Origin of the sequence: Mariprofundus aestuarium (assembly GCF_002795805.1) — a bacterium.
Classification (GTDB): Bacteria; Pseudomonadota; Zetaproteobacteria; order Mariprofundales; family Mariprofundaceae; genus Mariprofundus; species Mariprofundus aestuarium.
The window spans coordinates 463,399-485,700 of the sequence record NZ_CP018799.1 but is presented as its reverse complement, the minus strand read 5'-3'; the positions used below and the strand labels follow the sequence as shown (position 1 = coordinate 485,700).

The following is a 22,302-nucleotide window of genomic DNA, read 5'->3' as shown; positions in this document are numbered from 1 at the left end:
CGACCAAAGAATGCACGCCGGGAGAACTCCTTGATCCCCTCTCCTCCCGGCGTGCAAGCGGTCATTATACATCCAGTTTTCAGGAGATTCCATGAGTCAATATCGAGCTAACATTGAGACGGATATTCATGCCATTATCTCCGGGCACTGGAGCCCCCACGCCTTTGAAACAGCGGATCGTAAAAGAAAACCTATGCCCTGAGATTGCATTCACCTCGTGGAATGAATCTTGGTAGACATAAAGGAGAAAGAATGAGCAACGAACTATTTTCCAGCATAGAACTGGGTGGCCAGAGACTGAGCAACCGCATGGTGATGGCGCCTATGACCCGAAACAGAGCTCCAGACACCGTAGCCAATACCATGATGGCCGAATATTACGCCCAACGCGCCGGAGCCGGGCTGATTGTCACTGAGGGCGCGCAAATTTCCGAACAGGCAGTGGGTTACCCGGCCACACCGGGCATCTTTAACGCTGAGCAGGTCACCGGCTGGAAGCAGGTTACCGAAGCCGTACATGCCAAAGGCGGCCACATCTTCGTGCAGCTCTGGCACTGCGGCCGCATCTCCCATCCCGATTTCCATGGTGGTGAGTTGCCTGTTGCCCCCTCGGCTATCAGGCCTGCGGGTGAGGCAATCACCTATGAAGGCATGAAAGCCTTTGTCGAGCCACGGGCTCTGGAGACCTCCGAGATTCCCGACATCGTCGAGAGTTATCGCCATGCTGCGGCCTGCGCCAAAGAAGCCGGGTTTGATGGTGTTGAGATCCATGCCGCAAACGGCTACCTGATCGATCAGTTCATCCGCGATGGCAGCAACCAGCGCACGGATCGTTACGGAGGTTCACTGGAAAACCGTGCCCGACTACTACTGGAGGTTGTGGCAGCCGTTGGCAACGAAATTGGCCATCACAGGGTTGGTGTTCGCATCTCTCCAATTAATGCGTTCAACGATATGTCAGATTCAGATCCTCAGGCCACCTTCAATTACGTAAGCGCAAAACTCAGCAGTTTAGGACTAGCCTTTCTGCATGTTGTAGAGGTAAGCATGACAGGTGAAGCCAGCTCTGACTTCGACACCGGCCAACTACGCGAGCGCTATGATGGCATCTATATTGCCAATGGCGGTTATGACCACGCCCGTGCTGAACAGAAGGTCACCTCCGGAGCTGCTGATTTGGTAGCCTTCGGCATCCCCTTCCTGGCCAACCCGGACCTGCCTGAACGATTTCGTCGCAGTGCACCTCTGAATCAAGCGGATCAGTCCACCTTTTACGGAGGAGATGAGCACGGCTACACCGATTATCCAATGTTAGAGATCACCTGATGGGCATGATGATTCATGGCGTCTGGGAAACTGATGACGGCAAATGGGCAGCAAAGGATGGTAAGTTTCATCGTGCACCTTCGAAATTTCACTGCCCCTCAACCTCCAATGAAACTGGCAAATATGAACTAAAGGTAGAGGCAGACCGATATCACCTCTATGTCTCACTGGCCTGCCCGTGGGCGCATAGAGCGCTTATATTCCGTAAACTCAAAGGCTTGGAGGAGATCATTCCGGTCACTGTCGTACAACCACATATGCTGGATCAGGGCTGGCAGTTTTCAGAACCAGAACCGCTCTACGGTTTTACCCATGCCCATCAGCTCTATGGCAAAGCCGACCCTCATTATACAGGGCGTGTGACCGTGCCGATTCTCTGGGACAAAAAAGAGGAGCGCATCGTCTGTAATGAGTCAGCAGAGATTATCCGCATCTTCAACTCCGCCTTTAATGGGCTGACCGGCAATAGCGATGACTACTACCCTGAAGCACTGCATTCAGAGATTGATCTGATCAATGCCTTTGTATATCCCGGCATCAACAATGGCGTCTATAAATGCGGCTTCGCCACGCTACAGCAGGCGTATGAGGAGGCATTCGACAACCTCTTCGCTGCACTCGACAAGGTCGAAGGGATGCTTTCAGAGCAGCGCTATCTAGTGGGAAACCGCATCACCGAAGCTGACTGGCGACTCTTCACCACGCTGATTCGCTTTGATGCCGTCTATGTCGGCCATTTCAAATGCAATCGCAACCGTATCGCCGACATGCCCAATCTCACGGGTTACCTGCGCGATCTCTACCAGCAGCCGGGCATCGCTGAGACAGTGGATTTCGAACACATCAAAGAGCACTACTACTACAGTCACGAAAGCATTAACCCAACCCGCATTGTTCCCAAAGGGCCAGCGCTTGATTTCGGTCTCCCACATGACAGAGCGAGGTTTTCATCATGAGCATAACCATTGTTCAATCCACCAGCGTACCTGAAGGTGATGGCGTTACCGTCAAAAGGCTGATGCCACTGGCGGGGCTGCGTAACTTTGATCCTTTCGTGCTCTGGGACCACTTCGATATCAGCGGCGGCGGTTTTCCCGACCACCCGCATCGCGGTTTCGAGGCGATCACCTACCTCTTTGACGGCGGCATGAAACATACCGACAACCTAGGAAACAGCGGCACCATTCATGGTGGTGGGGCCCAACGATTCACTGCCGGGCGCGGGCTGGTGCACTCCGAATTTCCGGATGGTCGCGCCCACGGCATCCAATTATGGATCAACCTTCCCAGGCAGCTGAAGTCAATTGATCCAGGCTACCAGCAGTTGCAGGGCAAGGAGATTCACGAACGCTGCATAGATGGCGTCAAGGTGCGCACCATCGTTGGAGAGGGATCACCGTTACATCTACACACCGAGATGGAGTATCTCGATATCCAGCTGCAGCCGGGAAGCCTGCTCAGGCATAACATCCCTTCCGATTTGCGCGGCTTCATCTATGCTGTGGCAGGCAAGCTCACAGCAAATAACACCCAGCTTGTAACCGGCCAGGCTGCATTTGCAGAGGATGAGCAACGGCTTGAATTGAAGAGTGAACAGGGTGCAAGACTGATGTGGTGCTTTGGCAGAGCGCACCGTGAGCCGATCCACCAGCACGGCCCATTTGTCGACTAGACTTAAGGAGTTTGACATGAGTAATAACGTTCAGAAATACGAAGGCAAGGAAATAACTGTCTATTTTGATGCAATTCGCTGTATTCACTCAGGAAAATGTGTGCACGGCCTGCCCGACGTCTTCAGGGCGAATATAAAGGGGCCGTGGATCAACCCTGATGCATGCAATGCCGATACTCTGGCCAGCCTGATCGAGACCTGCCCTTCCGGCGCCCTTCGTTATGAAAAGAAACTTGGAGCTAACGAAACGGTTCCTGCTGTGAACAGGGTAACTGCTGAGGCCGATGGCCCGTTATCCGTCCATGCCGATTTTACAATCAACGGCGAAGCGCAGGCCTCCCCGCGCGCCACCCTGTGCAGATGCGGCGCATCCAAAACCAAGCCCTGGTGTGACGGCTCTCATACCGATGGAGGGTTCAGCGATGCTGGTCATGTGCAACCATTTAATCCGGATGAGAATCCGGAGTCAGGCACTCTGGATATCAAAACACTAAAGGATGGACCGCTCTACCTGGTCGGCCCGCATGCGATTTGTGATGCAGGAGGGAACACGGCAAGGGTGTGCGGAAAAAGTGCGCTGTGCAGATGTGGTTCCTCGAAAAACAAACCCTACTGCGATGGCAGCCATGCTGCAGTTGGTTTTAGCAGCGATTAATCGCTTCGAGCTGCCTCTGCATTTTCAACCACTGCTCGCAAGGCAGCAAAGCTGTAGGGTTTACTAAGGAAACCATTCGGATGGCAATCACCGGATCCATTCAATGCATTTTCCGCATCGTAACCGGATGACATCGTGACATAGACAGCGGGATCAACTTTACGCAAGGCCTTCAGGCACTCCACTCCATCCATCTCAGGCATGGTCACATCCAGCAATACCCAGTCGAAATCTTCCTCATGCGAAAAGATCTCTACTGCCTCGCGGCCATTTGAGGCCAAGACAACTTGCTGGCCCAACTTCTCCAGCATTCTTTTAGCTACTGCCGCCACAGCCACTTCATCGTCGACTACCAGAACCTTGGCACCCTTCACCGGCGCACCCTTGGGCGCCTTCTCATCCTCAGAAACAAGCGTTTCATCGCGATGGCAGGGAATCCAGATAGTCATCGAGGTGCCAACACCGGGCGTGCTCTGCACCTCGATTCCAGCTTGATGCGTACGTAATATTCCCATGATGGCACTTAAACCCAGCCCACGTCCTGTAAACTTGGTTGTAAAGAAAGGATCGAACATATGTTCGATGATGTCACCATCCATGCCGGCACCATTATCTTCTACTGTCATCACAACATAACAGCCGGATTGAAGTTCAAAACCTGACGCAAGTTTCTGATTTCCCGCATCCAGGTCACGATGGGTGAGCGACATCGATATCTTACCCTGCTTTTCATCACTACCTATGGCTTCAGCGGCATTGATCACTAGGTTCAGCAGCACCTGGCTGATCTGGCTTCTATCACCTTGAACCACACTGGGAGTCTGATCAAAATTATAATCCAGAGTGATCTGCTTACCGACTGAGATTTCGAACAGTGAGTGCATATCCTCAATCAGGTCTCGGAGATTGATGGGCTCAGTTTTCAACACCCCCTTACCGGAGTAGGTAAGCATCTGACGGCAAAGTTCGGTAGCTGCATGCGCCGCTGAATCAATACATGAAAGTGACTCCTGCATCGATTCGCTTACACCCTCCTCCAGCTTTGCCAGTTCGAGACTGCCCTGAATGGCCGTCAGCAGATTATTGAAATCATGCGCCACGCCACCGGCCATCACGCCAAGCGACTCCAGTCGCTGCGAATGCTGCACTTGCCTCTCCAGATCCCGCTGCTCCTCTTCTGCTCTTAATTTATCACTGACATCGATAGCAAAGCCGACAATGCCAAGTACCTCGCCACTGCTTCCCGATACCTTTACTTTGATCGCATCAAAGGTTCTTACCACGCCGTCAGTACAGGAGACCTCATCCCTGAGAAGATAGGGCTCATCCGAAGCCAAACACGCCTGATCAGATGCCTGCCATTTCGCTGCCAACGCTTCGGGGATTAGCAGGGTGTAGTCTTCCACCTGCCGGGCCTGCTTCTCCGAAAAGCCAAACCATTCAGACCAGACCCTGTTTACGAACAGGAACCGGCGATTGGAGTCCACCATCCAGATACCGACCGGTGAATGATCGAGAATTGTCTGCATATGCTTCTGTTGCTGCTCCAGTCGTATGTTGGCCTCAGCCAGCTGTTGCTGGCGAAGTTCGAGCTGCGATTTGTAGATATGGGCCAGCGCCCCGAAAACAAACACTACGGAGATAAGGCAGAGAATCTGGGTGGTTGAATATGACAGCTCAAACAGTCCTGCAGCCACAAGCCCATCAACAGCAATCAGCACAGCCACATAAGCGCCAACCCAGTACCTGGCTTTTGTTGCCGGATGCACGAAGTAGGCGACAAACGGGTAACCCGCGACCCAGTAGATGCCCGTATCCTCAAGGCTCTCAAAGGCAAACAGGGCGGAGAAAACAATTAGAGCGCCAAGCATCAGACTATTTTCGATGACGGAGAGATCTGCATCATTGCGAATCCGGACCCAGTTAACCAGCATCAGTATAGCCGCCCCTGCTTGAACCAGAGAGAGGCTATAACAGCACTGTTCGAAGAGATGAACGGCGATGAAGAACACCAGCGTGCAGCCGGTTACCAGATGTACTAATGCCAGGACTTTTCGTCGATCATCAAATATCGACAAACCCCCTCTCTCCATCACAACGTTCATCTCTGCTTTCTAGCCTCCTTTCAGCACTCCAGCAAGCAACTGCAACACAAGCGGCATACTCTCTTGCGGGTATACGCTTCACTCATTCCTTCAAGCATGTAGGATTACCCCCCAAGGAGAGACCCATGCCTATTTACGAATTTCGATGTGGTGATTGTCAGCTGCAATTTGAAACACTGGTACGCAACAGCTCCGAAACCGTGACCTGCAAACACTGCAGCAGCACAAACTTAAAAAAGCTGATCTCGGCCCACTCCGTCACCAAAGGCTCGCCCGATACAGCCTGCGGAACTGCCCCCTGCTCACCGGCTCCCGCCTGTGGCTCCGGTGGCTGTTGTCCGGGATTAAACTAGGATTAAACATGAAAAAGTTATTCGCACTATTATTGACCCTGCTTCTTATTGGCTGCTCGTCGGAACCGCCGAAGGCCTACAACCACCAGCTTGCTGCTGACAACGCCGCAAAAGGAGCCGCATTTCTGCAGCACAATGCTACACAGGAAGGCGTTGTAGCTCTGGCCAGTGGCCTGCAGTACAAGATTCTGCGAGCAGGAACGGGTAAATCACCTGCACTGAAAGATTACGTTACCGTGGACTACCGCGGCACTACAATCGAAGGGCGCGAGTTCGACAGCTCTTATGCTCGTGGCAAACCGATGATCTTTCAGACCAACAAGGTGATCCCCGGTTGGACCGAAGCACTGCAACTGATGAAGGTGGGCGCAAAATGGCAGCTCTTTATCCCCGAGCAACTGGCCTACGGCGCTCGCGGTGCGGGCGATGCCATCGGCCCGAGAGAAACCCTGATTTTCGAGGTTGAACTCCTACTGGTACACTGAAGAAATCAGGAAAATGTATGGAAATACGCTGAGAACTATTTTTTGATAGTTACTGCTGTTCCTGCTATTTTCTTTGCATGACTGCGTTCGTTTCCAACATCACCATCCAGCTGCCGCAGTGGCTCTCCGAGTTCATGGCAGGGGATGACAGGGTATATGCGGACAGCGAGTCGCGCATGCAGCTTGCCATCCATCTTGCCCGCCTGAATATAGAACATGGCAGTGGCGGGCCATTCGGCGCGGCAATCTTCGACATGGATTGCCATACCTTGCTTGCCGCAGGCATCAATCTTGTCGTCCCTTCAAACTGCTCCATGGCACATGCCGAGATGATCGCCATCTCTATTGCCCAGAAGAAGCTGGGCACCTTTGATCTGGGTGCAGAGGGGCTACCCCACTTTGAACTGGTCACCAGCACCGAACCGTGTGCGATGTGTTTCGGGGCCATCCCATGGTCCGGTATCCGCCACCTGAGTTGCGGCGCACGCGATGAGGATGCACGTGCTATCGGCTTTGACGAGGGACCTAAGCTCCCTGACTGGAAGGAGGCGCTTAATGAGCGTGGCATTACGGTTGAAGCCGATATCTGTCGAGATGAAGCCGCTGCCGTACTTAAGAGTTATGCAGAGCTTAACAGGAAAATCTATAATGCCCGCCAATCTTAAGCACCCGCTCAGCACGCTACTGCTCTGCTTTACGCTGCTCTCTTTCGCTCCGGCCACATCACATGCGGAAAACTTCTCCACCACGAATCTACAGCTGCTCTACGGCACCAACTTTCATGACAACTATTACGGCAACAACACCTCTAATGGGAAAATGACCACCCTCACGCTGGAGCATTTCAGCACCTGGTCTTATGGTGACAACTATTTCTTTGTCGACTTTCTCTCAGGAAACTTCCTCGATTTTGCCGGAGCCCCTACCGGCAGCCGGTCACGCATCTATTCCGAATGGGCTCCCCGCCTGAGTTTTTCTGCACTTTCTGGCCAGAATCTATCCGCCGGTATATTCAAGGATCTCTTTCTCGCAGGGCAGCTTAATCGTGATGGAGAGGGCTTCCATGCCGAACTGATCGGCCTGGGTGCCGACCTCACCATTCCCGGCTTTAACCTGCTCAGCATCAATCTTTACCTGCGCAAGGATAACTTTAACAGCCAGACCTGGCAGACCACCGGTGTATGGAGCGTTCCTCTGGGCACATGGTTATCGTTTGAAGGTTTCATCGACATATATGGCTCTGATAATAACGGCACGGAAATAAGCACGCAGCCACAGCTGCTGCTTAATCTTGGTAATCTGGCCGATCAGGACTTTGACAACCTGTTAGTCGGCATTGAGTGGGATTATCATCATAATCGCAACCTGAACAGCAGTGTTGTGCAGGGGATGATGAAATGGATCTGGTAAAGCAATCACTGCTTAAGATAACCGCCCCATGTAGCACGGCGCTGCTTGCGCTGCTTCTGCTGTTCAATCCGGTTCTGGCAGGTGCTGACGATGCCATCTCCCTGCAACTGAAGTGGAAGCATGCATTCCAGTTTGCCGGCTTTTACATGGCTGTCGAAAAAGGGTACTACAGGGATGAAGGGCTGAATGTTAAACTGATTGAGGGTGGCCCCAGCAAAAACCCTATCGAATATATCCTGATGGAGGAGGGGCGTTACGGCATCACCGATACCGGTGTAATTCTGGCGCGCGCCGACGGCAAGCCGGTAAAAACACTGGCAGCGATCTTCCAGCACTCACCTCTGGCGCTGGCGGTGCGAGCTGATTCAGGCATCCGCAAATTTAGCGACCTGAAAGGCAGAAAGGCGATGATGCAGTCCGGCCATATGGATGCTGTCATTCTCGCCGCAATGAAAAAATCTGGCCTGAATCAGGGTGACTTCATACGCCAGAATACCAGCTTCAACCTTGATGATCTGATCAACAGGAAAACCGATGCCTTCAGCATCTACACCACCGACCAGCCACACCAGTTGGAAGATCTCGGCATCCCCTATCACATCCTCCATCCCAATGACTACGGTATCGACTTCTACGGAGACCTTCTGATCACATCCGATGATGAAGTGGCTAACCATCCAGAGCGGGCCAACGCCATGATCAGAGCGAGCATGAAGGGGTGGCAATATGCCTTGGACAACCTGGATGAGACCGTCGAACTGATCCAGAAACAATATAACAGCCAGCACCTGTCCAAAAGTCAGCTCTATTTCGAAGCCGTAAAAACAGGCGAGATGATTCTTAAAAATGTAGTGAACCCCGGATACATGAGTCTGGCCCGCTGGCAAAAGATTGCGCAGACCTATCAGGATATCGACCTGATTTCCGCCGACTTCGAGGTCAACGGGCTGGTTTACGAACCAGCTCTGGAGCTGGAAGAGATACTTGGCCAATACCTGTGGCAACTGCTGGTATTCGGGCTACTCTCACTGCTAGCCATCTTCGCCCTGCAAACCCTGTTGCTGCGTCGTATGGTTAAAAACCGTACCGCAGAGCTTGAAACAAGTGAGGCGCGGTTCCACAAGCTTGTCGACAACGTCCCCGGTATTACCTACCGCTGTGCTTACGATGAAAATCGGACTATGGATTACATCAGCGATGCAGTGGAGACGGTCAGCGGTTATCCCGCATCCGACTTTTACGCGAACCAGATTCGTTCTTTTGCCAGCATTATTCATCCGGATGACACAAAGCAGATCATCAAGGATATGATAAAAGCTGTTAAGCACAAGGAGCCATATACCCTTGAGTATCGCCTCATCTGTCGTAATGGTCAGGTCCGCTGGGTGCATGAGAGAGGACAGGCTGTTTTTGATGCGGCCGAAAAGGTGGTCTGTCTAGAAGGTAATATTTTTGATATTTCGGAGCAGAAACAAACCGAATCCCAGGTGAAGTCCACCTCCATGATTCTGGAGATGATCGCCAGTGATAGGAACCTGCCCCATATCCTTGAAGAGATCGTACGGGTCCACGAGAAGCGCCATCCGGAGATGAAGGCATCCATTCTGCTGTTAAAGGAAGGAAGACTTTATAAGGGGGCCGCCCCCAATCTTCCCGATGAATATAACCGTGCGCTCGAAGGCATTGAGATTGGTCCAATGGTCGGCTCGTGTGGTACTGCTGCCTATAGCAGGAAGCGCGTGATCGTCGAGGATATCTCCACCGATGAGCGCTGGTCCCCCTACAAAGAGCTTGCGCTTCTACTGGGGCTGCAAGCCTGCTGGTCCGAACCGATTCTGGATTCCGACGGTCATGTTCTCGGCACCTTTGCCATGTATTACGACCATCCGGCACTCCCCGATAACGAGGAAATCGCCGAGATCACCAATGCCGCTAAGCTTTCAGCTATCGCCATTGAACGCAGCCTCTATATCGAGAAAATGCAGAAACTCTCCAGCGCCGTTGAACAGGCCAGTGAAGTGGTAACCATCACCAACAGCAATGGTGAGATCGAATATGTGAACCCAGCATTTACGCGAATAACCGGCTTCAGCAGTGACGAGGCGATGGGCAAAACACCGCAACTGTTCCGATCAGACGAGTACCAGAAACTGGCGATTGAGATGCGAGAAGTCATTCGGCTGGGTAATACATGGCAGGGGAAAATTATCGAAAAGAGAAAGGATGGCTCCACCTATCCCGCCATGCTTACGATTTCACCTATTCGCAGTGACGATGGAACCATCACCCACTTTGTCGGGGTACATGAGGACATCTCCAAGATTCAGAAACTGGAGGAACAGTTTTATCAGGCGCAAAAAATGGAGTCCATCGGTACGCTGGTTGGCGGCATCGCCCATGACTTCAACAACATGCTGGCCGGCATCACAGGCAACATCTATCTGGCCAAGCGACTTGCGGAAGGCCAGCCAAAGATCACCACGAAACTCGAAAACATCCAGGGCCTCAGCAACAGGGCTGCCGATATGATCAAGCAGCTTCTCACCTTCGCCAAAAAAGACGTTGTCGAGAAACGAACAATTCTCCTTACCCCTTTTATTAAAGAGACATTCAAACTTCACAGGGTATCCGTCCCAGAGGATATCGACTTCAGCCTCGAAATCGAGGCCAACATGAAGGTATCAGCCGACATCACACAGCTTCAACAGGTTCTGCTCAACCTTTTGAACAATGCACGCGATGCCGTCGAGGATGTGAAGCAGCCCGTTATCCGCATTCGTCTGGAGAAATTCCAGCCCGACCCCGGTTTTCTATCCAGCCATGAATCGGCAAAAAACGCTCCCTATGCCCACCTCACCATCAAGGATAACGGGTACGGCATCCCCGAAGAGGATCTGGACAACATCTTCGAACCCTTCTTTACCACCAAATCGGTCGGCAAAGGAACTGGTCTGGGGCTGTCGATGGTATTTGGAGCGGTTCAATCCCATAACGGCATCATCGATGTGAGAAGCAAGGTTGGCAAAGGCACCACCTTCCACATTTACCTGCCCCTTATCACCACGGAATTGGAAAACAAAGAAGAGACACAGGCTGCCTCAAGAGCGGCAAACGGTGAAACCATTCTGTTCGTTGATGACGAGACAGGGGTCCTTGCCATTATCGCTGAAGTACTGGAAAACATCGGCTACCGGGTATTAACGGCTGAAAACGGAGAGCAGGCGCTGGAGTTGTATAACAGTAACGCTATCGACCTGATCCTTACAGATGTTGTGATGCCGAAAATGGGCGGGGTTGAACTGGCCAGGACGGTTCGCGTACTGAACCCCGGAATTCCGATCGTTTTTGCAACCGGCTACGATAAACGTCAAGAAATTGAGCGTGACAGTGGCCTGCAGGGGATTGCAGTAATCAATAAACCCTACTCCGTTGAACACCTCGAACAGACACTGGGCGACATGCTGGAGATGAAGACATGAAGCTGAACAGGCTCGGACAGACAGATATTCAGATCAGTGAGATCTGCCTCGGCACCATGACATGGGGCGAACAGAATAGTAAAAGCGATGCCTTTGCCCAGATGGATTATGCCCGCGATTACAGCATCAATTTTTTCGATACTGCCGAGCTATATGCCATTCCACCCAAGGCCGAAACCTACGGCGCTACAGAATCAATCATCGGTGAATGGCTTCACAAAACCGGCCGGCGCAATGAGGTGGTTCTCGCCTCCAAGGTGTGCGGGCCGACAGCCTTGTGTCCGCACATCAGGGGTGGAGAAGCGAAACTTGATCACAACAATATTGTTGCAGCATGCGAGGCTTCGCTGCGCCGCCTGCAGACCGATCATATTGATCTCTACCAGACCCACTGGCCTGAGCGCAGCACCAACTATTTTGGAAAGCTGAACTACAACCATAACGAAGAGGAGTCGTTCACCCCGATTGCCGAAACGCTGGAGGCGCTCTCAGGGCTTGTGAAAGCAGGCAAGGTGCGCCACATCGGGATTTCCAATGAAACGCCGTGGGGCGCCATGCAGTACCTGCACTGTGCCGAATCCATGGGGCTTTCACGCATCGTATCGATCCAGAACCCGTACAACCTGCTCAACCGCGCCTTCGAAATAGGTCTTGCCGAGATAGCCTGTCGGGAAAAGACGGGGCTGCTTGCTTATTCACCGCTCGCCTTCGGTGTTCTCTCTGGAAAATACCTGAACAACGATCACCCCACACAGCAGGGGCGTCTGAGCATGTTCGGTCACTATACCCGCTACTCCAATGAGTTTGGAAAGATGGCCACAGCTGCTTACGTCGGGGTAGCCGAAAAACATCACCTGAAACCTGCGCAGATGGCTTTGGCATTTATTCGGCAACAACCGTTTGTTTCTGCTACAATCATAGGAGCGACAACCATGCAGCAGCTGTCCGAGAACATTGAAAGCCATGAGGTGACCCTTTCCGATGAATGTATTGCCGACATTGAATCAGTTTTTCTTCAATACCCGAATCCCTGCCCGTGATGCCAATGCAACCCCTCACCGTGCCATCTCCATTTTCGTGCATTTACTGCGACTGACGGCATAATTCCATCCCCATGAATCGGCGCCCCTTCAACCTGATCCTTACGCTGCTGCTGGCAGTTCTGCTCTCCGCATGTGCCACCACTGAAAACAACCACGACCCCATCGAACCGGTCAACCGGGTAACCGATAAGGTGAATGACGGCATTGACCGGGTAACACTCAAGCCGGTGGCCCGTGGTTATACGGCTGCCGTTCCCAAGCCCATGCGTACAGCCGTATCCAACTTCTATGACAACGCCACCTACCTCAACACCGTGTTGAACGATTTCCTGCAGGGCAAAGGCAAGCAGGGATTCAGTGACCTGTTCCGCTTCCTGATTAACACCACGCTCGGTGCCGGCGGCCTCGTGGATGTCGCCTCATCCATGGGGCTTGAGCGACACGACGAAGATTTCGGTCAAACGCTGGCAGTGTGGGGCTCCGGCCAGGGCGCCTATATTGTTTACCCGCTACTGGGGCCAAACTCGGTGCGCAACACACCCGATTTTATCACCGCAACTGCCACCGACCCACTCTTCTGGCTCTCATTCACCCTCGCACCTGCGGTCACCATTCCGGTGGCTGTGCTGAAATATGTGGACCAGCGGGCGCAATTGCTGGAAGCCTCTGATATGCGCGATGAGCTGGCACTCGACCCTTACGTTTTCACGCGAGAAGCGTGGCGTCAAAACAGGCAGTACCTGATCTATGATGGCACCCCCCCCAAACCTGAAAAAAGCAGTGGTGATGGCTGGGAAGAGGATAACTGGGGGAGCGAGGAGAACGGCTTTGAAGAAGATGAGTTCGATAAAGAGCCGGAGCCAGCACCCGATATGCAAGACGATACGCCTGCCTCACCTGCAGCCGAGTTAGATGAATCCGCAGCAGCGCCTGCAGGCAGGTCCGGCACTAAAACTGCCAGCAGAACTCCTGGCGATCAGGCGTTTATCATCAATCTCGCATCATTCGAAACAGAGGCGAATGCAATCGCGGCACAAGAGCAACTTTCAACAGCGAACATCAGAACCAGCATCAAAGAAGTGACAGTAAATGATGCAATCTGGCAGCGCCTCTACATCAGCGACTCTGTCGGCGGAGTGGATGCAAACAGAACGCTGGCTGAGATGAAGGCCAGGTCAGGGCTTTCTGGCGCCTGGTTGGAGCCCGTTAAACCCTAATAAGAATCAGATCCTGCTGGCACGATGACGCAGTAGATGATCAGCCAGCACCAGCGCAAGCATCGCTTCGGCAACAGGTACGGCACGGATTCCCACACATGGGTCATGACGACCCTTGGTAACAATATCTGTTTCATTGCCATGAATGTCGATCGTCGGACGTGATTTAAGGATCGATGAGGTCGGCTTGAGTGCCATGCGCGCCCGCACCGTATCACCATTGGAGATACCACCGAGAACGCCTCCGGCATGGTTACTCTGGAATCCACTCATGCGAATCGCATCACCGAATTCGGAGCCTTTCGCTTCGATACAGCTTAAGCCATCACCAATCTCGACAGCTTTCACGGCCGGGATATTCATCAGCGCCTTGGCAATATCAGCGTCAAGCCTGTCGAATACCGGCTCACCAAGCCCTGGGATCATCCCATGCGCCTCAACAGTAACACCTGCGCCAATGGAGTCGCCCTCCTTGCGCAGCGCATCCATAAAGGCAGCCATCTTCTCCGCAGCTTCAGCATCTGGGCAGAAAAAGGGGTTGTTGATGATCTCATCACGATCAAACTTTGCAGCATCCGCTTTCACTGGGCCTATCTGATCAACCCAGCCGAGAACCGAAATGCCTGATTCAGCCAGCAGCTTCTTGGCAACTGCACCGGCTGCTACGCGTACCGCGGTCTCGCGTGCGGAGGAACGGCCGCCACCGCGATAGTCGCGCCTTCCATATTTTTCAAAATAGGTGAAATCAGCGTGACCCGGACGGAATTTATCCATGATCTCCGAGTAATCCTTGCTGCGCTGGTCAGTATTACGAATCAGCAGAGCAATCGGACAACCTGTGGTTTTGCCTTCAAACACGCCAGAGAGAATCTCTACCTCATCGTCTTCACGACGCTGGGTTGTGTATTTGGACTGCCCCGGCTTGCGACGGTCAAGATCGGGCTGGATATCGGCCTCGGAGAGGCCAATGCCTGCCGGGCACCCCTCGACAATGGCAACCAGTGCCGCCCCATGTGATTCACCTGCAGTAGTAACCCGGAATATCTGGCCGGTGGAAGAGCCTGACACTTTTTATTCCGCGCCTGTATCACCGGCACCGATATGGAATCCGGCATCGACATAATGCAGTTCCCCAGTCACACCTGATGCCAAATCGGAAAGCAGGTAAACCGTGGTATTACCCACCTCATCCTGCGTTACATTACGCTTGAGCATGGCACCGCGGGCACTCTTTTCCATTAGCTTACGGAAATCTCCAACTGCCGATGCTGCCAGTGTGCGAATAGGGCCTGCAGAAACCGAGTTAACTCGAATGCCACTCTCACCCAGATCCTGTGCAAGATAACGTGTTGATGCCTCAAGTGCCGCCTTGGCAACACCCATCACTCCATAACCTGGAACAGCACGCTCAGCGCCCAGGTAGGACATAGTAACCATGCTGCCGCCCTCTTTCATCATCGGTGCAGCGCGCTGCGCGCAGGCAACAAACGAGTATGCAGAAACATCCAGTGCAAGATGAAAGTCCTCACGCGAGGTTTGTGAGAAGCCGTTCTGCAGCGCATCCTTATTGGCAAAAGCAATCGAATGCACAATAAAATCGATCTCGCCCCACTGCTCTTTCACCTGAGCGAAAAAGGCGTCGATACTGGCTTCTTCGGAAACGTTCATCGGTGCAATAATTTCGGCATCAAGACTCTCTGCCAATGGACGTACGCGCTTCTCCATCATTTCGCCAAGATAGTTAAATCCCAGGATAGCCCCTTCGCGCTTAGCTGCCTGAGCTACGCCCCATGCAATCGATTTGTTGTTTGCAACGCCAAGAATCAGCCCTTTTTTACCTTCAAGAATACCCACGCATGACTCCTTATCTCAAAACATTGGCCGAAATAGTATCAGTTGTTTTCAAAAGCGCACGCAAATGGCGCTTCAAATCGCGTTTCTTCCACAGAGATTCCTCTCCATAGCTCTGTGCCTCCCATTTGCATACAAATCTTTCCCAAGCTTCATGTGAGACCCCTTCGGGAATAGCCGTATCCCTTAACGGCTGATACTGCGCCCTAACGACGCCTCGTCTGCTCAACCAGCGATCAAGAACAGACCACAGCGTTTTGTCATAGCGGGTAAAATGACGTAGTATCACCCTACCATAACGCCATAACAACATAACAACAGCTGTGGCCATAAGTGCCGAAAGAAGCCACTCTCCGTATACCCTTATACTCTGCCAGAGCGCCTTGATCACGTTGACACGATCGGAATTCTGGAACTCCAGCACATAGCGATACCAGCCGAGCTTCGCCGACTCCCAAAGCTGATCAAACCTCGGGAACCTGAGATTCAGCAGTCCGCTGCGCGTAGCCGGCGTTGCATCCATGCGCTGCCATCTCCCATTTACCCACACCTCCACCCAGCTATGAGCATGCAGGTGCCTTATCTGCAGGAAGTCACCGACCTCATTCCAGTCACCGCCGAGGTATCCATTCACAACCCTTGAGGGAATGCCCAATGTGCGCGCCGCCAGTGCCATCGTTGTGGCATATAGTTCACAGTGGCCGCGTTGCAGCTTCAAAAAGGAGCTGATGGGACTTTCGCTATCAATCGGTGCATTCAGGTCATACGTCCAGCCCCGTAATTCAGCAGCAATACTGGCAAGGACCTGAACCTGATCAGCGCTATTCATCGCATACGGCTTCACCCAATTACGCAGTGCATCGGGGATATGCGCCTGCTCAAGCTCCCATCGTTGCGGCCCCTGCACAGCTTCAGGCGTGTTGGCCCATGCAACATCCATCAGCAGGCGCAACCTACGTGATGGAGCACGGGTAAACTGAACGGTTGCTGTTTCATCAGTCTGAATACCCTGCGGCAGATCACGAATGCGAAGAATCCCCTGTGGAATCTGGATATAGCTGTGATCGCTTGCTTCACGGTAGAGCGCTACGGCCATAGCCTCCCCATCTGCAAACATCAGGTCTTCGCCTGCACCCAGATGAAACTGTCGGGGTGCTGCCACCTTCTGCCAACCGCTGCCGGTAAACCGGGAGAGTACCGCTCCACGCCAGTAACGCCCCTGCGTCCATTTACGAAAGTTATTGATCTCCGCAGCTGTCAGATTCAGCGGCTCTACCCGCATTGCCACGCGAGCATCAAGAGAACGGGCGAAATCACCCAGCTGCACCAGATCGGAAAAACCACTGGTTTCCATGCGTGGTTGAGCTGGCTTGAGCAGCGAATGAAACTCAAAACGCGGCAGGGCTACAAACAACACAGCAGTGCTCACCAGCATCAAAAACATCCAGCGTACCTCATGTCGCAGCGGCATGGCGGGAAGATCACCACCGGACAAATTCATCCCATAGAGGCATGCAGCCGCCCGCCACAAAAACCACATCATCGCAAACAGTGGCACGGCATAGAGAACCGAATCGGTCAGCACGGCTCCGGCCAGCAGTAGAAACAGGCCAACCAGCATTCGGTGCAGGTGGTTACGGGGTGTGGCAGCTTCAACCACGATGGCAAAGGCCAGAATCAGCAGGAAATCGGTAAAGGCGACAACCAGGGCCCTGCCGAGGAACAGTTCGAAAATCACCCATACGAATCCGAACCAGCCGACCAAGCTGGCCTGCATTTCACTCAACTGCAGCGATGGCCCCCGCCAGAGGCGAAATAGTGTCGCCACTGTCGACAGCAGCCAGTAAAAAGGGCTTACGAAGTCAGAAAGTGCAAGTGCAGCCACCCCGCACATCAGCACGGCCAGCGTCATACGCTCAGCTCGTAGAAGACTAGGAGTCATCAGACACCGTCAGCTGCAAGCCCCCCTCCCCGGAAGCCGGTAGTGATTCAGGATGAGCGGCCGCTACTGCCCTCTGCAGAGCAGCTGATTGCGCACTGTCTCCAAGATCAAAGGAGTCCTGCCCGAGAATCAATTGTCCGGAACTTCCCTGCTCCAGAACCCAGAACCAGACACGAGCCAGCAACCGTTCGAATGCCGCTTCGCTTGCCCCGGCAGGCATACGCAGATCCACACGCAGTAACTTCTCGTGCGAGCGCTCTATCTCAGATGCAAAGCGCTTCACCTTCCACTCCCTGATATCACCTGATGCCTTGCGCCAGTGCACCCTTGAAAGTGGATCCCCCGGCACATAACCGCGCAGATCAAGCCACTCATCACCACCGTTCAGCTGCCCCCCGGAAAGGGTATTGCCGTTGTGCCCGTCAGGTTGCCATGCCACTGGCTCCGGCATAACAACCACATCCCCACTGCCTCTACGCTCCAGAGAAAGCAGGAACAGCCCGAGTGGAGCATCGCTCGACAGGAGGAGCTTATTGCAGCGGTAGACTCCCCGACTCTGTGGTTTCATCTTCCCCTCAAGCCGCACCCTGTCACCTTCACAGCGCCCAAGCAGGGAGAAACACCCTTCAATACAGTGCCACTCAACACCCACGACAGCCGAGGCGGGCTCCTGCAGGCCGGTATATTTTCGCAGCACCGTTACGCTGTTTGCCTGCAGCAGAGGCAGCAATGGCCCCATATCAGGAAAACGATTCAACAGACGCGTCGCCTGAGTGATTGCAGCCGCGGTCATGGCAGTCATCATCGCACCGCAGAGATAGAGCAGGTTATTACCCGAATAGAAGGCTGCCGCCCAAACACCGAGAAGGGCAGCAAAAAAGATAAACCCCGGCCTTGTAAACCCGACCCGCCAGCCAAAACCGAGCGGTATGTGAATGGCAACCAGGGTATCAAGTGAACGTAGCAGCCAGCGCGGAAGTTTCAGGTCAGCCGGATCGTATGCCACGGAATTTCCCGCTCAGTTCATTCAGGCAGGGACAGGAACACTTTCAAGAAGTGCTGTCAGTGCTGCTTCACTATCACCACCTGCCAGCACGCGGTGAGCAAGGCACGGTAGCCATACCGTCTGCACATCGGCAGCCGTAACATAGGACTGCCCCGCCAGCCACGCCTCTGCACGGGCCGCATTAATCAGGTCGCGTCCCGCCCGTGGACTGATCCCCTGCTTTAGCCATTCACCGTTACGACTCTCCTGCAGCAGTTTCAATAGATAGTCGAGCAGCAGATCAGAAACATTGAGCGTGGTAATGGCATGACGCGCCGCCAGAATATCGCTCCAGCCGGCAACAGGTTGCAGCTCGGGTAACCTTACCTGCCCCGCTTCACCAAGCAACACCTTGCGCTCGGCTTCCCTATCGGGATAGCCAATGGAGGTGCGCATGAAGAAGCGGTCAAGCTGTGACTCCGGCAACGGGAATGTACCCATATGCTCATTGGGATTCTGCGTGGCAATCACGAAAAAGGGTTGCGGCAGCTGACGGGTTTTACGCTCGATCGTCACCTGCCCTTCGGCCATCGCCTCCAGTAGTGCGGATTGCGCTTTGGGCGTGGCACGATTGATCTCATCGGCCAGCACGATGTGGTTAAACACAGCCCCGGGGTGAAAATCAAAACGCTGCTTGGCTGGGTCGAATATCTCCACACCGACGATGTCGGCAGGCAGAAGGTCAGCAGTGAACTGGATACGGCCGAAATCACTGTCGAGACTGTTGGCCAGTGCATGGGCCAGCGTGGTTTTACCTACCCCGGGCACATCTTCAATCAACAGGTGGCCGCCTGAGAGCAATGTGACCAGCAGTTGCCGGATGGCCCCCTCCTTTCCGGCCAGCACTGAAGATAACTGGTGGTGAAGAGTCGTTATCTTTTCATGATCGTTGTTCACGTTAGCGCCTCCCTATCATATTCGACTTCAATCGCATCCATCTGGGCATCGGAGAAGCCAAAATGGTGGCCGATTTCATGAATTAGGACATCCTGAATGCAGGATTCGATGCTTTCGCCCGATGCCTGCCACATTGCCAGTATCGGCTTGCGGTAGAGATGGATCATGTCAGGTAAATTGCCGGAATCAACTGCCTCCCGCTCAGTGATCGGCCACCCCTCATAAAGACCGAGAAGCTCATACGGTGAGGTTGCCCGCATCGACACAAGAACCTCTTCAGAAGCAAAATCCTCGATCACAATCACCACATTCTCCAGAACCTTGCGAAACCTGAGAGGCAGCTCATCGAGCAAACGTTCGGCAGTGCTTTGAAACAGTTGCGCATCCATACAGTTATCCTAGCAGAAAACCGGCCACGCAGGTGTTGCAGGGTCAGCCGTCACACCTGCGGACTCAGGATAGTGTGGAAGCTCCCTAGGCCTGCTTCCTTTCTTCATGCCTCTGACCCTTTCAGGTCAGCAACAGCATCCCTGAATGATGGGTACTTCAGCTCAGCCAGAAGTTCGTGATGCAGAAGGCGGTTCGATATGCGCTTGTTATCGCGAAAGAATTCCAGTGCCATGGGTGAAAGCTCTTTTTCTCCCGCCTGTTCACTTAACAACACGGGTTCAGGCGCACCAGCCAGCCGGGCAAGCTCAGTCACATAATCGGCATGCGGCAGCGGCTCATCATCCGCCAGGTTTACAATGCGGCCAGGGCTGGGGTTTTGCATCGCTGACATTACTGCCGCCACGATATCATCAACATGGATACGATTGGACCAGTGCGGCGGCTGCCACTGCACAGCCTTGTAACCACCGGCCTGCAAACGTGCGAGAATATTGCGCTCTGGCCCGTAGATGCCGGCAAGCCTGAACACCTCAGAAGGCATACCGGACTCCAGCCAGCTCGTTTCAGCAATCAGCCGCTCCGTACCCCGTGCACTTGACGGGTGACAGGCATACGCCTCATCCACCCATGCACCATTCGCATCGCCGTAAACACCGGTTGTAGAGAGATAACCAGCCCATTTCAGGCTTCTCATCTTCGCGGCTATCAATGGCAGCCACTCAACCTGTGAAGCGTGCATACCCTGTTCGCTGCGGGTTAATGGAATTGAATCCAGAACAGCATGTACAGATGCCAGCAGTCGATCAGATAGATCGGCAGGAGAAGAAACCACCACCGCTTCGACACCGAGAGCCTCAAGCTCATTTGCACGATTTTCGCTGCGCGTTGTTGCAACTCCCCGGATGCCCTCAGCAATGCATGCCTTGGCCAGCCTTTCACCGACGTAACCGCAACCGAAAATCAGTAAGCTATCAATCGACTGAGTCACGCAGCCCCGGTTGCCTCTACCCGGTTGCGTCCGTTCTCCTTGGCGCGGTAGAGGGCTTCGTCAGCCTCTTTTATCAAAGCGTGGAAATCATCAGTGGCAGCCATCTGTTCACTACCCCAGCTACAGACACCTAAACTAACAGTAAGATTCAGCACTGTGCCATCGGACAAGGAAACTGAGGAAGCCTCAATGCTCTTTCGCAGTCTTTCAGCAACCTGAAGGGCCTCATTTAATTCAGTCTCGGGAAGCATAAATACAAACTCCTCACCTCCGTAACGAGCCACCACGTCGGTGTTTCGCTCCTGAGCCTCCATCAGGCGGGCAATAGATCGGAGCACATGGTCACCCTCCAAATGGCCATGTTCATCATTGACCTGTTTGAAAAAATCAATATCGAGCATTATACAGGATATTGGACGCCCGTAGCGTTTAGCCCTTGAAAACTCCTCACCGAGCCGTTTCATAAAGTAACGGCGGTTATTCAACATTGTAAGTTCATCGGTTATCGCCAACTTCCTAATCGTGGCATTTGCTGCTTCAAGTGACCGCCTAATCCTTCGGACAAATGTATATATAATCACGATCAGTAGAATCGAGATTGCCAGTGATAGTGCCCATACAGTGTACCTGTTCCTCTTCAGCCGCTTTACAACATCACTGATATCAAATTGAACGCTTATACCACCGCGCACATCTCCGACCCTATAGCCTTGCTTGGCATGGCATGAAAGGCAGGAATTCTCGACAAAAAGCGGAGCCATATAACGATATAATGACTTACCATCACTTTGTTCAACCGTAACAAGTTCTTTCTCGCCCTTCTCAAATGAGCGCAATGCATCGGCTTCAAACTCGTCAGGCCTGTTGCTTGGATTGAGAGGGTTCAAGCTAGTAATACGGAACGAATGACCAAGGCTCTCGCTTAGCAGTTCTGATATTTCTCTAGTCATCAGGGCTGGGTTCTTTTTCGTGTAGACTTTGCCATTGGTTGCTGTGATATCTGGATCTGTCAGGTAGGGATTTGATTCCACGCCAGAAACTTTTTCTACATATACCCCACTGTGCTGCGTATTCCACTTTCGAGTTGCAATAATATTTTCAAAGTCTGACTTGGCCCTAGTGAGAAGTTCATTATTGATCAGTGTTTCATTATTCAACTGTACACCGAGAAATATCCCAAGAATAAAGAGCAGGATGACAGCACTGATATTAAAGACAAAACCTTTCCAGATAGAGGTCTCCCCTTGAGGTGAAATCGACTCTATCTCTTCACGAGGCTTATTGGATGTCATATAAAGAGTATAGCCCCAAAGCAGAGGGAACGGAAACCGGGAGGATCCATTTTTCCGTTTTCTGCCAAGCCTGCGAAAAAATGTCGACCAGATCACATAATCAGGTTGCTACACCACTCTAGTGTTCAGCCTTGCCTGCCGCAGCATAACGC

20 protein-coding genes are annotated in these 22,302 nt (G+C 53.0%); 11 read left to right on the top strand and 9 right to left on the bottom strand.

Features of this window, described 5'->3' with window-relative positions; translation table 11 throughout:
* Nucleotides 1–252: 252 nt before the first annotated feature.
* Genes Ga0123461_RS02485 through Ga0123461_RS02470 form a run of 4 tightly spaced genes read left to right on the top strand, consistent with a single transcriptional unit; the run spans nt 253 to nt 3,653 of the window.
* Entirely contained in the window at nt 253–1,326 is a 1,074-nt protein-coding gene (locus Ga0123461_RS02485) for an alkene reductase (protein ID WP_100276891.1), read from the top strand.
* Nucleotides 1,326–2,282, top strand: coding sequence for a glutathione S-transferase family protein (locus tag Ga0123461_RS02480; RefSeq protein WP_100276890.1), 957 nt, complete (start codon nt 1,326–1,328; stop codon nt 2,280–2,282). Before Ga0123461_RS02485 ends, Ga0123461_RS02480 begins: the two co-directional genes overlap by 1 nt.
* A complete protein-coding gene (locus tag Ga0123461_RS02475; RefSeq protein WP_100276889.1) occupies nt 2,279–2,998 on the top strand; it encodes a pirin family protein in 720 nt (239 codons plus the stop codon). The genes Ga0123461_RS02480 and Ga0123461_RS02475 overlap by 4 nt, the downstream gene beginning before the upstream one ends.
* A gap of 16 nt (nt 2,999–3,014) precedes the next feature.
* Complete coding sequence (locus Ga0123461_RS02470) at nt 3,015–3,653, top strand: CDGSH iron-sulfur domain-containing protein (RefSeq protein ID WP_100276888.1); 639 nt, start codon at nt 3,015–3,017, stop codon at nt 3,651–3,653.
* Here the strand turns inward: Ga0123461_RS02470 and Ga0123461_RS02465 are convergent.
* The gene (locus Ga0123461_RS02465) at nt 3,650–5,758 is read right to left on the bottom strand and encodes a hybrid sensor histidine kinase/response regulator (protein WP_100276887.1); all 2,109 of its coding nucleotides are present in this window, start codon (nt 5,756–5,758) and stop codon (nt 3,650–3,652) included. The genes Ga0123461_RS02470 and Ga0123461_RS02465 overlap by 4 nt on opposite strands.
* On the opposite strand from Ga0123461_RS02465, the gene Ga0123461_RS12755 reads away from it, so the two are divergent.
* From Ga0123461_RS12755 to Ga0123461_RS02430, 7 genes are all read left to right on the top strand, one after another.
* The gene (locus tag Ga0123461_RS12755) at nt 5,695–6,111 is read left to right on the top strand and encodes an FmdB family zinc ribbon protein (RefSeq protein ID WP_335645318.1); all 417 of its coding nucleotides are present in this window, start codon (nt 5,695–5,697) and stop codon (nt 6,109–6,111) included. The genes Ga0123461_RS02465 and Ga0123461_RS12755 overlap by 64 nt on opposite strands.
* Nucleotides 6,112–6,119: 8 nt before the next feature.
* Nucleotides 6,120–6,596 carry an FKBP-type peptidyl-prolyl cis-trans isomerase gene (locus tag Ga0123461_RS02455; RefSeq protein WP_100276885.1) on the top strand — a complete coding sequence of 159 codons (477 nt, stop codon included), beginning with the start codon at nt 6,120–6,122 and terminating at the stop codon, nt 6,594–6,596.
* 77 nt (nt 6,597–6,673) lie between these two features.
* Entirely contained in the window at nt 6,674–7,261 is a 588-nt protein-coding gene (locus Ga0123461_RS02450; protein WP_100276884.1) for a nucleoside deaminase, read from the top strand.
* Entirely contained in the window at nt 7,245–8,006 is a 762-nt protein-coding gene (locus Ga0123461_RS02445; RefSeq protein WP_157819196.1) for a DUF5020 family protein, read from the top strand. The genes Ga0123461_RS02450 and Ga0123461_RS02445 overlap by 17 nt, the downstream gene beginning before the upstream one ends.
* Nucleotides 7,994–11,485, top strand: a complete 3,492-nt coding sequence (locus Ga0123461_RS02440) for an ABC transporter substrate-binding protein (RefSeq protein ID WP_100276882.1) — start codon at nt 7,994–7,996, stop codon at nt 11,483–11,485. The genes Ga0123461_RS02445 and Ga0123461_RS02440 overlap by 13 nt, the downstream gene beginning before the upstream one ends.
* Nucleotides 11,482–12,525 carry an NADP(H)-dependent aldo-keto reductase gene (locus Ga0123461_RS02435; protein ID WP_100276881.1) on the top strand — a complete coding sequence of 348 codons (1,044 nt, stop codon included), beginning with the start codon at nt 11,482–11,484 and terminating at the stop codon, nt 12,523–12,525. Before Ga0123461_RS02440 ends, Ga0123461_RS02435 begins: the two co-directional genes overlap by 4 nt.
* Nucleotides 12,526–12,599: 74 nt before the next feature.
* Nucleotides 12,600–13,745 carry an MlaA family lipoprotein gene (locus Ga0123461_RS02430; RefSeq protein ID WP_100276880.1) on the top strand — a complete coding sequence of 382 codons (1,146 nt, stop codon included), beginning with the start codon at nt 12,600–12,602 and terminating at the stop codon, nt 13,743–13,745.
* Nucleotides 13,746–13,751: 6 nt separating this feature from the next.
* Here Ga0123461_RS02430 and aroC read toward each other — a convergent pair whose 3' ends face one another.
* The 8 genes from aroC to Ga0123461_RS02390 form a co-directional block, all read right to left on the bottom strand.
* Nucleotides 13,752–14,813: a chorismate synthase gene (aroC, locus tag Ga0123461_RS02425; protein WP_100276879.1), complete on the bottom strand. Its 1,062-nt coding sequence runs from the start codon at nt 14,811–14,813 to the stop codon at nt 13,752–13,754.
* 3 nt (nt 14,814–14,816) lie between these two features.
* Nucleotides 14,817–15,599 carry an enoyl-ACP reductase FabI gene (locus tag Ga0123461_RS02420; RefSeq protein ID WP_100276878.1) on the bottom strand — a complete coding sequence of 261 codons (783 nt, stop codon included), beginning with the start codon at nt 15,597–15,599 and terminating at the stop codon, nt 14,817–14,819.
* Between the two features lie 10 nt (nt 15,600–15,609).
* Nucleotides 15,610–17,538, bottom strand: a complete 1,929-nt coding sequence (locus Ga0123461_RS02415) for a transglutaminase TgpA family protein (RefSeq protein WP_100276877.1) — start codon at nt 17,536–17,538, stop codon at nt 15,610–15,612.
* Nucleotides 17,528–18,544: a DUF58 domain-containing protein gene (locus Ga0123461_RS02410; protein ID WP_100276876.1), complete on the bottom strand. Its 1,017-nt coding sequence runs from the start codon at nt 18,542–18,544 to the stop codon at nt 17,528–17,530. The genes Ga0123461_RS02415 and Ga0123461_RS02410 overlap by 11 nt, the downstream gene beginning before the upstream one ends.
* A 21-nt stretch (nt 18,545–18,565) precedes the next feature.
* Nucleotides 18,566–19,480, bottom strand: a complete 915-nt coding sequence (locus Ga0123461_RS02405) for an AAA family ATPase (RefSeq protein ID WP_100276875.1) — start codon at nt 19,478–19,480, stop codon at nt 18,566–18,568.
* Nucleotides 19,477–19,869 (bottom strand): metallopeptidase family protein, encoded by a 393-nt coding sequence (locus Ga0123461_RS02400; RefSeq protein ID WP_100276874.1) that lies wholly within the window; start codon nt 19,867–19,869, stop codon nt 19,477–19,479. Before Ga0123461_RS02400 ends, Ga0123461_RS02405 begins: the two co-directional genes overlap by 4 nt.
* A gap of 104 nt (nt 19,870–19,973) precedes the next feature.
* Nucleotides 19,974–20,858 (bottom strand): SDR family oxidoreductase, encoded by an 885-nt coding sequence (locus Ga0123461_RS02395; protein WP_100276873.1) that lies wholly within the window; start codon nt 20,856–20,858, stop codon nt 19,974–19,976.
* Nucleotides 20,855–22,150: a diguanylate cyclase gene (locus Ga0123461_RS02390; protein ID WP_100276872.1), complete on the bottom strand. Its 1,296-nt coding sequence runs from the start codon at nt 22,148–22,150 to the stop codon at nt 20,855–20,857. Before Ga0123461_RS02390 ends, Ga0123461_RS02395 begins: the two co-directional genes overlap by 4 nt.
* Nucleotides 22,151–22,302 lie beyond the last annotated feature (152 nt).